At 66.6% G+C, this 11,949-nt stretch carries 8 protein-coding genes; 4 read left to right on the forward strand and 4 right to left on the reverse strand.

Going from position 1 to position 11,949, the window contains the following annotated elements; translation table 11 throughout:
• Window positions 1-53 precede the first annotated feature (53 nt).
• Entirely contained in the window at window positions 54-188 is a 135-nt protein-coding gene (locus EER27_RS17425) for a hypothetical protein (RefSeq protein WP_263316924.1), read from the reverse strand.
• A gap of 400 nt (window positions 189-588) precedes the next feature.
• On the opposite strand from EER27_RS17425, the gene EER27_RS04125 reads away from it, so the two are divergent.
• Genes EER27_RS04125 through EER27_RS16850 form a run of 4 tightly spaced genes read left to right on the forward strand, consistent with a single transcriptional unit; the run spans window position 589 to window position 8,621 of the window.
• Entirely contained in the window at window positions 589-3,339 is a 2,751-nt protein-coding gene (locus tag EER27_RS04125; protein ID WP_123086773.1) for a type VI secretion system Vgr family protein, read from the forward strand.
• Window positions 3,327-4,322 (forward strand): DUF4123 domain-containing protein, encoded by a 996-nt coding sequence (locus EER27_RS04130; protein WP_148040920.1) that lies wholly within the window; start codon window positions 3,327-3,329, stop codon window positions 4,320-4,322. The genes EER27_RS04125 and EER27_RS04130 overlap by 13 nt, the downstream gene beginning before the upstream one ends.
• Before the next feature lie 5 nt (window positions 4,323-4,327).
• Complete coding sequence (locus EER27_RS04135) at window positions 4,328-7,693, forward strand: T6SS effector BTH_I2691 family protein (protein ID WP_148040921.1); 3,366 nt, start codon at window positions 4,328-4,330, stop codon at window positions 7,691-7,693.
• 4 nt (window positions 7,694-7,697) lie between these two features.
• Window positions 7,698-8,621 (forward strand): DUF6708 domain-containing protein, encoded by a 924-nt coding sequence (locus EER27_RS16850; RefSeq protein ID WP_148040922.1) that lies wholly within the window; start codon window positions 7,698-7,700, stop codon window positions 8,619-8,621.
• 296 nt (window positions 8,622-8,917) lie between these two features.
• On the opposite strand, the gene EER27_RS04145 is transcribed toward EER27_RS16850, so the two are convergent.
• The 3 genes from EER27_RS04145 to EER27_RS04155 all read right to left on the reverse strand — a co-directional run bounded on the left by EER27_RS04145 (window position 8,918) and on the right by EER27_RS04155 (window position 11,914).
• Entirely contained in the window at window positions 8,918-9,439 is a 522-nt protein-coding gene (locus EER27_RS04145) for a DUF4303 domain-containing protein (protein ID WP_123086777.1), read from the reverse strand.
• 109 nt (window positions 9,440-9,548) lie between these two features.
• A complete protein-coding gene (locus tag EER27_RS04150; RefSeq protein ID WP_123086778.1) occupies window positions 9,549-11,309 on the reverse strand; it encodes an ABC transporter transmembrane domain-containing protein in 1,761 nt (586 codons plus the stop codon).
• Complete coding sequence (locus EER27_RS04155) at window positions 11,306-11,914, reverse strand: IMPACT family protein (protein WP_223807165.1); 609 nt, start codon at window positions 11,912-11,914, stop codon at window positions 11,306-11,308. The genes EER27_RS04150 and EER27_RS04155 overlap by 4 nt, the downstream gene beginning before the upstream one ends.
• Window positions 11,915-11,949 lie beyond the last annotated feature (35 nt).

Raw genomic sequence — 11,949 nt, forward strand, 5'->3', positions numbered from 1 at the left:
AGGTTCAGCGCCGCCGGTTTGCCCGGCTGTACCCGTGGCGACTTGCGCGCCAGCTAGCCGACCACGTTGGCCATCGCGATGTCGGTCGAGCCCGTCACCGCGTCGAGCAACTCACGCGCCGCGCACCCTGCGCCTGCCTGTGCATCCGCATCGAGAAGTAAATCGTGCTCGATGGGATCGGGCTCCAATCAATGCCAGCGGCCATCGACGTCAGGCACGATGTCGATGCGTGCGTGCGTGCGGCAGCGGCGTCTCGATGGCCGCCAGGGTTTGTTCGCCCAGTGCCAGCGCGCTGGCAGGGGGGGCGTGTCCAGCGCGTGTAGACGCCGCCGAACTGCGTCTGCACGCGGAACGCGCCCGACTCGTGGCGTTTGTTGACCACGTGGCTCAGGCGCCCGCCGTACAGCAGCGAGGTCTCGCCGTCGTTCTCGACCGGTGGGCAGGGTGGCCTGGATCGTCGCGGTGCGCGGGATACATGCCATCGTTAGGGAAAGTCTGACCAAACGACGGGCCGCGCGCCTACTGATTAATTGCGAAGCGTCGATATCCTCGTTCCCGGGTTCCCCGCGGAACCAGGAGTGTTAACGCATGGATGCGATGACTCACCTGCTGACCGCAATGGTCGGCGGATCGAAACACGTTGATCGACTGCTTCGATTCCACAGCGCACTCGGCCCGGACGTGCTGGTCGCCGAGACGCTGGATGGCGTCGAGTCGCTGTCGCCCGGAGCGCATGTCGAGGCCGGCTTCCGCCTCGAGCTGACGGCGCTGTCGGTCGATGCCCACATCGACCTGGCGCAGCTGCTGGGCCAGCCGGTGCTGCTGGAGCTGCTGACCGACGCGTCGCGCACGCAGCTGCGGCCGTTCCACGCGCACGTCACCCGTTTCGAGCGGCTTGGCAGCAACGGCGGCCTGGCGCGCTACCGGCTGGTGCTGGAGCCGTGGCTCGCGTTCGCCCGCCAGCGCATCGACAGCTACGTGTTCCAGGACATGACGGTGGTCGAGATCGTCGAGTCGGTGTTTGCCGACTACGCCGATGCCGGCAAGCTGGCGCCGGCCTGGCGCTGGGAGCTGGCCGACCAGTCGGTGTACCGCAAGCGCAGCCTGACCACGCAGTACCAGGAGAGCGACCTGGCGTTCGTCGAGCGCGTGCTGGCCGAGGAGGGCATCGGCTACTGGTTCGAGCACCGCGGCGACACCGGCGGCGAGAGCCTGGGCGCGCACACCCTGGTGCTGGCCGACCACAACGACGCGTTCGTCGATGCCGGTGCGGTGCGTTTCCACCGCAGCGATGCCACCGAGCGCAGCGACAGCATCCAGCACTGGTCGTCCACGCGGCGCTGGCAGACCACGCGTCTGCAACGCGCCAGCTGGGACTACCGCAGCCGCGGCCTGCGTCCGAGCGAAGCCGAGGGCACCCAACACGGCGGCGTGGCCATTGCCGACGTCGACACCGCCGGCCCGTACGCCTGGCCCGACGCGGCCACCGGCGCGCGTTACGCGCGCCAGCAGCTCGAAGCGCTGCAGGTCGCCGCCGACAGCGTTCACGGTGGCGGCAGCTGGCGCGTGCTCGCGCCCGGCGCGCGCTTCGTGCTGCGCCAGCATCCCCACCACGAGGGCGCGGCGTTCCACTGCCTGCGCGTGCAACACCGCGCACGCAACAACCTCGGCGCGGAGGTGTTCGAGCAGGTCGAGGCGCAACTGGGCCTGGTCGGGTTGCCGGCGCTGCCGCTGGGCGAGGCGTTCGGCGGCGCGGCGCCGGCCGACGACGGCCTGTCGGACGGGACCGACGACGACACCGCCACCGACTTCTACCGCAACGCCTTCGACGCACTGCCCGCGGCGGTGCCGTACCGGCCGCAGACCGTCGACGGCCACGGCCTGCGTCGGCACCCCAAGCCGACCGTGCACGGCACCCAGACCGCGATCGTGGTCAGCGACGGCGCGCCGTTGCAGACCGATCGCGATCACCGCCTCAAGGTGCAGTTCGCCTGGCAGCGCGGCGGCGACGCCAGCAACCGCCAATCGCACCCGGCCGGCGACGACAACGCGCCGGGCAACGACGCGGCCTGGACCTGGGTCCGCGTGGCCACGCCGTGGGCCGGTGACAACTGGGGCGGCGTGCTGCTGCCGCGCAAGGGCCAGGAAGTGCTGGTCGCGTTCCTGGAAGGCGACATCGACCGGCCGGTGGTGATCGGCGCGGTCTACAACGGTCGCGGCCAGGCCGACGCCGCGCACAACCGGGTGGCCGGCGGTGCTGCCGGTGCCACCGGCAATGCGGCCGCGTGGTTCGACGGCAACGCGCACGCGCCGGTGTTCACCGGCTTCAAGAGCCAGGCGCTGGCCGACAGCCAGGGCGGCAGCGGCGGCTACCAGCAGTTGCGCCTGGACGACACGCCCGGCCAGGGCCGCGCCCAGGCCACCACCACCCAGCACGACAGCGAACTCAACCTGGGCCACCTCAAGGGCGGCGAAGACAACCTGCGCGGGGCCGAGCGCGGCTTCGGTGCCGAACTGGCAACGCGGGCGAGCGGTGCGCTGCGCGCCGGTGCCGGACTGTTGATCAGCACCGAGCCCGGCCGCGAGCAGATGGCCGCCAGCGGCGCGCAATCGCAGCTGGGCAAGTCGACGCAGCTGGTGCAGTCGCTGGCCGGTGCGGCCAGCGCGCAGACCGCGGGGCTCCCCGACGACAGCGGCGACCTGCCGGTGCAGACCACCCTGGCGACCACGGCCGAAACCCTCAAGGCCACGCAGAGCGGCAGCGCCCCCGGCGACGGCATCGGCGGTGGCGACGGCGAGGTGCCCGGCTGGTCCAGCTCGGCCATCGTTGCCAGCAGCCCGGCCGGTCTGGTCAGCGTGACCCCGGCCGACCAGGTGTGGGTATCGGGCACACAGACCCTGCTGGCCGCCGACGGCGACCTGCAGTGGCTGAGCCAGGGCGAGACGGTGCACGCGGCGGCCGGCGGCATCGTGCTGTTCACCCAAGGCGGGCAAGCGCCGGCGGGCAAGCCCAACCAGGAGCGCGGCATCGCCCTGCACGCGGCACAAGGCGCGGTCAGCGCCCGCGCGCACAAGGAAATCGCCCGCGTTGCCGCGCAGCTCAACGTCACCCTGTCCAGCACCGAGGCCGACGTCAGCATCGCCGCCCCCAGCAAACACGTGCTGGTCACCGCGGCCGGCGCCTACCTGAAACTCGAGGGCGGCAACATCGAACTGGGCGCGCCGGGCACCATCGAGTTCAAGGCCAGCAAGAAGGAATGGACCGGGCCGAAGAGCGCGAGCGTCGAAAAGGACGCGTTGCCGAGCGGACCGCTGGCGGAATGCGAGTGGAAGCAATGAACTCTCGGCTCGACGATCTTCCCGAAGTGGTGCGCCAACTGGCCAGCCGTTTGCAGGAGCGCATGTTCGAGCAGGTTGATGCTGCGGAGGGAATGCAGGTGTGGGCCTTGCTGGATACGAACCATCCGGTAGCCCAGTTCGATCCACTGCATCCGTCGCGTCTTGCCGTCCGGAAGGTGAGATCGACGATGACAACGGTTCGGCGCAAGGACTTTGCCCATGACCCGGCGATTTGCCCCCTTCTGCTGCAACTGCGCAGCGCAGAGAGCCGCGGCTATGTCGACGACGCGCTGATCCAACAGACAGTCGCTACCGCCCTGGAGCGGTGCGCCAGCATCAACGGCGCATATGTGTGCGGATGGCTGGTGTCGTCGATGACGGCGGATCAACTGGCCAGGCACCTGGCCCGTGCCACGGTCGTTCTTGATCCCATCAAAAGGCAGCGTCGCGTCTTTCCATGGTTTGAGCCGTACCGACTGGCGCTGGCGATTGAGATGGAAACGCCAGCGTGCATCGACGGTTGGCTGCGCGGCATCGCGGCATGGTTCTTCGTAGACAGCGCGGGAGTGCTGCGTGAAGTCGTTCCGGGAGGTGGGGTGGAGCCCCAGGAGCTGAGTGCCCAAATCCTTGGTCCACAGCACGCGCGATCCCAGGCGCGCGTCCCTCTGGCGCGCAAGGTGGTCCTGGCTTTATCCAAGGCCGGTCATGCGATACCAGTCGACGCGGAAAAGAAGGTCGATGCAGCGCTGCAACTGGCCGAATCGGCGGGTATGCACGATGTGGAAGATCGCGTGCTCTACGCACTGAACTGCCTCACCGTTTCACCAGGTTGGCATCTGCATCCCGCGGCCCAGTACTGTATCGAAGCGGTTGTGCAGGGAGCGGCATCACTTCGTGAAGGGCTTGCGCGGCTTTCGGAGCCGATGCTGAGCGACATCGCGGCTTACTCGCACAGATCCTCAATTGCGATTTCAATGGAATGACTTCGATGGATTCCCAGAAGACCGGTCAGGGCAGCGCCGGCGGCTCGGCGGCACTTTCAAGCAACGCATCTGCCGCGGCGGTGGTAGCAGCTGGGGCGGCGGCGGGCTGCCCGTTCTGCTCTCGCCAGGGTTTGCCGTTGTTGCCTCTGCGTTACGCCGTTGTCCCTTCCTATTTGAACAAGCGGCGAGGGCAGGCCTCTCTGCAAGCGTTGCTTGGCAAGGCCAGTGGCTTGGGCCAGATGCCGGCGATGGACATGCATCGGTACACGTTGCGGACCCTGCGCGAAGGCTTTGTCTACGTCTATCTGAACAAGCCCGGGCTGTGGCAGGTGTACGCCGTGACCGAGCAGGGCAACCTGCGCCTTTTGCCGGACCCCGACGACATCGATCGCAAGGTAGGGCAGGAGATGTCGACATCCTGCACGCGCTCTGGCGACAACATCCCAGCCAGCTTCATCCACATCAAGTATGTCAAGGCCACGCCGGTAGTCTGGATTGGCTTCAGCAGCGCGCGTTGGACCAAGGCCGTGCGTGAGAAGTACGAAAGAAGACCCGCCGAGCGGATGCAGCGCTTCGATTGCAAGGCACTGGAAACCACGCCGGATACACAGCCGGACGCCTTTGACCTCGACGGAGCGGCAACCAAACTCACGGGACTCGTTGACGAATACGCCGCAACCGACATCGCGTGCCTTGCCGAGCGGCATTACAACGCTCGGCAAGCGATGAGCGGACAGTCCGACCTTATGACTTGGACGAGCGCGCACGGCCATGGTGGCCGTCCGGCACAGGCGCAAGCGATGGAGCAGTACGTCCAGTGCTATCGCGACACGCGAGGCGCCGGCCACACGGCGGCTGCCATCGTCTTGCACGACGCAATGGGGGCCGTGCAGGAAGCCAATGCCACCCGCCTGCATTTTGTTGAGGCGCGGCAGAAGACATGCGAGGTCGAGATGCGTCGCCTGACGGTCTCGCAATCCATCATGGGCCTGAAGAAGGTCATCGAGACCAGCACGCTGAGCGCGCGAACAGCGCAGGAAATCAAAGAAGGCAAGCCGGACGTACAGACCGAGCGAATCTTCCTTCCGGACGACCTGCCCCGCATGAGTCAGCAACTGGAAATCACAACCACTCGCGCCGAGCGAGCGCGCACCGACGCGACCAATGCATGGTCCCGTTTGGCAAAGCGTTATGACGAGGGGGCGCGCAAGGCATTCGAGGACCGCTTCAACAGTGCGATGGACTCCTTCGCCAAGACCATCGAGTACTGCGACCACGATTGGGCCGAGCTTGCCAAGACGCCGCAGTGGACGGCCTGGATCGCTGACTACGACAACGCCGGTGCCGAGCATCGCGTGCAACTGGTCCGCGACTGCGCGCCTTGCCTGGCTGGTGGCGTGATCGGAACGCCAAGCTATGAGCGTTGGAAGACATGGCTTGCCGCAAAGCCGGATGCAAAGGACAACCCGGTCTACAAAGTCCTGTTTGGCAATGCCCCGAGGGCGTTGCAGTTCCTTGATCCGACCAACGGCGAAAACAAGGCCGACGATCTCTACGACGTCATCAAGGGACTAGCAGACAGCGATCAATTCAAACAGCACGTTGCAGCGCCTGCGAAAGCGGCTGTCGCCGACACGCTTCTGGCATTGGCCGGTGCAGCGAGCGAGGTCGAATCGCGAATGCTCGCTGCAGGCGAGGCCATCAACCAGCGCGTCTTTGACATCGTTCTGCGTGCCCAGCAGGGTGCCATGCTGCTTTACGAGGGTGTCGAGACCACGGTGCTGCGCGTCCAACTCACTGTGGGCGAGTACCAGCGCATGCTGGCGCGACAAGCCTTCAAGGGGCTAGGGAAAGCCAGCGCCGCAGCGAAGGAGGTGCTGGATTCGGCCGGACGCAGGGTGCGTTCACTGGCCGTTGCCGGTCTTCTGGATATCGACGACCCCAAGATCCGCGATTTCGTCATCAACGCCACGATCTGGTCGTTCGAAAAAGCGGCAGAGGTGCAGCGCCAGGTTGCCGCTTTGCGGAACGACATCGGCAAGGCCTGGGGCGCAGTTGACGGCCAGGGTGTGCGCGATGACGTGCGCCGAGCCCGACAGGAGTTCCTTGAGCGTGAACGCCAGGCCGGCGGCGTGATCCACGCGACCAACAACGCACTGCGCAATGCGCAGTTGGGCGCGATGTTGTTGAGCGAACAAGCGGCGAGAAACCTGGCCAGCCTGCGCGCCGGGATCACCGTGCCAGCAGGGCGCCTGCTGGGTTTCAGCCGAGACGTGGCCGGCAAGTCGTTGCGCGTGGCCGGAAGCGGCAGCGTGATCCTTGCCGCGGGCGCGGTGTTCATGCAGGGCTGGGCGTTCAAGAACTCCATGAAGGACCTGGACGAGAAGCTGGGGCCGCGTGCCACCGAGGCGCAGCTTGCACTGACCTCCGCCGGCATCGGCGTGGTCGGCGGTACGGTTGAGTTGGTGGGTGCCGCCATGGAGAAAAGCGGCGCACTGCTTGGTAGAAGCGCACTGGAAGCGACGGGTAAGGCCGTCGTTAGGGTGGGCGCTACAGTCGCAGCGGTTGCTTCGGTAGTTGATTCAGTACAGTCAATCTTCGCGCTACTGCGGGCCCGCGAAAGAGGCGATGATGACGCCAAGAGGTGGTATGGCCTTGCTGCGGCAGCCTACTTCTTCGCTGCAGGATTCGGTGGTTTCGCGGCATACGTTGGTATGTCATCCCTGTTAGGTCCGCTTGGTATCGCGCTTGCCCTCGTAGCGATCGGCGTGATCGCAACCTGGGCGGCGATCAATGCCGAAGACACACAAGCCGAGATCTGGCTCGACCGTTGTTGTTTCGGATACGGCAAGCGCAGCGAGGGCAAATGGTCCGATGAGATGCGCTTCGAGGAACTCGCGGAATTGAACGCGATCCTGGTCGGGCTCTCGGCACAGATGGGCTTCAGCGACGCCTGGTTGGGCCTTGAGGAGCGCGTAACGGGGTACGAAACCATTACTTTCGATATCACCTTGGGCAGCTATTCCCCGGGTCGGTCGGCGTTGGAGTGGCGGCTGTACGCAGTTCACGAGCGCCGTGGGGAGATCACCGCGCACGGTGGCAGGCTGGGACTGCCGCCCGCGCAGCACTATGTCTCCGCATCGCCCAGTCGCGGAGTATCCGACTGGTTCTCCCGCGACAAGCCGGAGGACTGGTTCCGCAACTTCGAAGGCGGCCAGCTAAGCCAGGGCGAAGGCGGCCTCTGGTCGATCAAGGGCAGCTTCGACGTGCAGCGAGAGAAATTCCAGACGGCCCGGCTGAAGGTGGATTACTGGCCCGACTATAGTGACAAGGATGCGCTGGCAACGCTGACCTTGAAGGACAAGGATTGAGGGAATGACAAGCGATCGGTCGCGTTTCCAGCCACAAGACCTGCACTGGCATGAGGATCTCCCAGAGCGCGATGCGTCCGAGATGGATGCGCCCGACATCCGTGACGATTTCCTTTCCATCGATGACGTGTCGCTGGAACTGTCGCGCGCGTCTAGTCTCCTGCGCGGTGTCTTGCTGGCATTCGGCGTCGTTGGGATGCTCGGCGCATTGAGTCTTATGTCGATATTTTCGTCGGATTTTTCTAGGGACTTCGATCAGGATGCAATCTTTACCCTACTTCTGATGGCCGCTGTGGTGGCGCTGATGGTTTTCAACTTCTTGTTGATTCGTATTGATTCAGCTATATCGTTGGGTATGCCAGTGCGCTTCAATCGGCGGATTGGCAAGGTGTTCGTGTATCACCATTGGCACACGTGGAATCCCTTCGGCCGCTGGCCGGCAACCATCAAGGAATTTGACTGGGATACGGTCCACGCGGAACTGACAAGGCAGGCGGGTTTCAGCGGCAAGGCCTATATCGTGCGCTATGCGTTGTTCCTGGTCAGCTGCAAGCCCGGCACCACCGAAGTGGTGGATCGCATCCAACTGAAGGGCAACGTCGTCACCACGGCGGGCCTGCGCGCCACCTGGGCCTATTGCCGGCATTTCATGGAGCACGGCCGAGTCGGCCTGCCCGAATATCCCGTGAAAAAGCCGGGCGCCAACTTCTGGCACAGCCTGTTTTTCTACATGCCGTGGTTCGACCCGACCGAGGAAGGCCGCGCCTTCCGCCGCGACCTCCCCGCCATCGGCTGGTTTATCGCCGCCATCACCACCCCTTTGTTCTGGATCCTGCTGCCGTTCGGGCTGTGCCACTACATCGTGATGCGCGTGGCGCCCGAGCCGAGCTGGCCGCCGGAAATCGACGCTCGCTCCCGTGGCGCCTGACGCGCATCTCCTGCACGGCGCGATCGACCAGGACTGCCCGCGCAGCAAGGGCAGCGTCGAAGTGCAAAGCTGATCGCAACTACAGGGAAGAAGACGACCCGTCGATACTTCCCGGCGAGTGCTTACGCGACCTCGATCGCACCAAGCTGCCGCAGTTCCCGCCGGAAATCATCGCTGCGACCGGCGGTCGGGCACTGAGTGCAGAGGAAGTCGCGAAGCTGGCTGTTACCGGTCAGGCGTAACCAGGGAAGCAGCCCTGCGAACTGGCGTCCTGCTCGAGTTCAAGGCCTGGCTAGCTATTCCAGCCCATTGAGCAGGGCGTCGACGAAGCGGGGGTGGCACTGCAGCAGGTGCGGGGCGTTGAGGCGCGCGATGGCGTCGTGCTCTTTCCATTGCATGTGCGCGCAGGCCTCGTGGTTGTGGACGCTCAGGAACACCCGGTCGTCGACCAACCCGGCCGCTTTCACTTCGTGCAGTGCCTGCACCAGGGCGTCGAACGAGCGATCCCAGTTCTGCCGGCGATCGCCTTGCCGTTCACCGGCCTTGCGGATTGCCAGCCACTGCCAGGTGGAAGCGAAGCTGCCCGCCTCGCCGCCCAGCTGCCACGAACCGGCATCGAAGCGCAGCGGGTCGTCATCGCCGGCCAACTGCGACTGCAGGCAGAACACGTAGGAGATCGTCGCCACGGCGTCGTCGGTGACCAGCGCGTAGCCGGCGATGCGGTCGTCGGGGTGGCGCTGGCGGGCAATGCCGAGCGTGCGGACGATTTCGTCGCGGGTGGCCAGGCGCAGCGTACCGAAGTCGAGAGGGTCCTGCATGGCGTGTGTCCAGGTCGGGCGGCGTCGTGCGCGTGCCCCGGTCGGGTGGATGCGATGACCGCCCGGACATCCGTGGCGGTGGCGTGTTCAAGCGGACGAGCGCGGGTGCTCAGTCCAGGAACTGCAGCTTGGCCAGTTCGGCGTACAGGCCGCCCTGGGCGATCAACGCCGCGTGACTGCCCTCGGCGACGATGCGGCCGTGGTCCATGACCACGATGCGATCGGCCTTGAGCACGGTGGCGAGGCGGTGCGCTATCACGATCGTGGTGCGACCCTCCATCAGCGTTTCCAGCGCCTGCTGCACCGCGCGTTCGCTTTGCGCGTCGAGCGCGCTGGTGGCCTCGTCCAGCAGAAGGATTGGTGCGTCCTTCAGCAGCGCGCGCGCGATCGCGATGCGCTGCTGCTGGCCGCCCGACAGGCGCGCACCGCGCTCGCCCAGCTCGGTGTCGAGCTTTTGCGGCAACGCGCTGATGAAATCGGCCGCGTGTGCGGCGGTGACGGCCGCGTCGACGTCCGCATCGCTGGCATCGAGCCGGCCGTAGCGGATGTTGTCGCGCGCGCTGCTGGCGAAAATGGTGGGTTGCTGCGGCACCAGCGCGATGGCTTCGCGCAGTTGCGCCGGATCGAGCGCGCGCAGGTTGATGCCGTCGACTGCCAGCGAGCCGTGCTCGGGGTCGTGGAAGCGCAGCAGCAGCGAGAACACCGTGCTCTTGCCGGCGCCGGACGGGCCGACCAGGGCGACCGTCTCACCCGGATGCACGCGCAGGGTGAAGTGTTCGAGCGCGGGCAGGTCGGGGCGCTGCGGGTAATGGAAGGTCACGTTGTCCATCGCGATCTCGCCACGCACCGGGTGTGGCAGCGCGGTCGGCTGGGCCGGCGGCGCGACGGTCGGGGCTTCCTGCAGCAGTTCGCTGATCCGGCCCATGCCGCCAGCGGCGCGCTGCAGTTCGTTCCAGACTTCGGCCAGTGCGGCGATCGAGCCGCCACCGATCAGCGAATAGAACAGGAATTCGAACAACACACCCGGCTTCATCGCGCCGGACACCACCGAGTGCGCGCCCGACCACAGCACCGCGGTGATTGCTCCGAACACCAAGGTGATGGCCACGGCGGTCACGATCGCCTGTGCACCGATACGCTTGCGCGCCGTGCGCACGGCGGTCTCCAGCGCCGCGCCGAAGCGTCCGCGCTCGTAAGGCTCGCGCGCGTGCGCCTGGACCGTGCGTACCGCCCCCAACGTTTCCGAGGCCAGGGCGTTTGCGTCGGCCACGCTGTCCTGGCTGGCGCGGGAAATCTTGCGCAGGCGACGCCCGCCGATGACGATCGGCAGCACTGTCAGCGGAATGCCCACCAACGCGAACACCGCCAGGCGCGGACTGGTGACGAACATCATGACGATCGAGCCGATCACGGTGATCGAGCTGCGCAGGGCCACCGACATGCCCGAGCCGACCACGCTGCGCAGCAGTTCGGCGTCGGCGGTCAGGCGCGAGACCAACTCGCCGCTGCGATTGCGGTCGTGGAAACCGGCGTCCAGGCCGATCAGGTGCGCGTAGAGGCGTTCGCGCAGGTCGGCGACCACGCGTTCGCCCAGCAGCGAGACGAAGAAGAAGCGCGCAGCTGTAGCGAAGGCGAGAGCCAAGGCGACGCCAAACAGGAACAGGAAGGACTGGTCGATGGCCGCGCCGCTGCCGGCAGCGAAGCCTTCGTCGATCATGCGGCGTCCTGCCGAGGGCAAGGTCAGCGTGGCGGCGCTCGAGCAGGCCAGCGCCACCAGCCAGGCCACGAACAGCGTCATGTGCCGGCGCACGAACGGCCACAAAGTGCGCAGGCTGCCGATGGGCGCCTTGAGAGTGGTGGCGTCGGTCATTCGATCTCGTCGGGGGTGTCGGCCGCGGCGGTGCGGACCCTGTCACGGGTGGCGTCGCGAAGCTGCAGTTTCAAGGGTTCGACGGCGTGCGCGGGCACGCGGATGCGCAATTGCGCGCCGCCGGCGTCGAAGGATTCGTCGAGTTTCTCGGCGCCGTGCTGCGCCAGCGCGGCATGCACCGCGCCGGTGTGCTCGAACGGATAGGCCAGGCGCAGGCCCGCGTATGCGACCAGCCGTTCGCGTTCGGCCAGGCGCAGGCACTCGGCGGCGCAACCGCCGTAGGCGCGCACCAGCCCGCCCGCGCCGAGGTTGATGCCGCCGTACCAGCGCGTGACCACCACCACCACGCGGTCGTAGCCCTGGCCGTCGATCGCGGCCAGGATCGGGCGGCCGGCGGTGCCTGCCGGTTCGCCGTCGTCGCTGGAACGGTATTGCCCGCCGATGCGGTAGGCCCAGCAGTTGTGGGTCGCCGCCGGGTCACCCACCTCGGCCAGGAACGCGAGTGCGGCCTCGGCGGAGGCCACCGGCGCGGCCAGTGCGAGGAAGCGGCTGTGCTTGACCTCCAGCGCGTGTGTGGCGCGGCGGGCCAGGGTGTCCAGGCTCACGTCACGGCCCGCGCCCGGTCGCATCGCGCGGCGAG

It is taken from the genome of Montanilutibacter psychrotolerans, from assembly GCF_003719825.1.
Classification (GTDB): domain Bacteria; phylum Pseudomonadota; class Gammaproteobacteria; order Xanthomonadales; family Xanthomonadaceae; genus Montanilutibacter; species Montanilutibacter psychrotolerans.

Bases quoted from the DNA above. Each gene is read 5' to 3' on its own strand.
- EER27_RS04150 (WP_123086778.1), bottom strand. From the start codon at position 11,309: ATGACCGACGCCACCACTCTCAAGGCGCCCATCGGCAGCCTGCGCACT.
- EER27_RS04135 (WP_148040921.1), top strand. From the start codon at position 4,328: ATGGATTCCCAGAAGACCGGTCAGGGCAGCGCCGGCGGCTCGGCGGCA.
- EER27_RS04125 (WP_123086773.1), top strand. From the start codon at position 589: ATGGATGCGATGACTCACCTGCTGACCGCAATGGTCGGCGGATCGAAA.
- EER27_RS04145 (WP_123086777.1), bottom strand. From the start codon at position 9,439: ATGCAGGACCCTCTCGACTTCGGTACGCTGCGCCTGGCCACCCGCGAC.
- EER27_RS16850 (WP_148040922.1), top strand. From the start codon at position 7,698: ATGACAAGCGATCGGTCGCGTTTCCAGCCACAAGACCTGCACTGGCAT.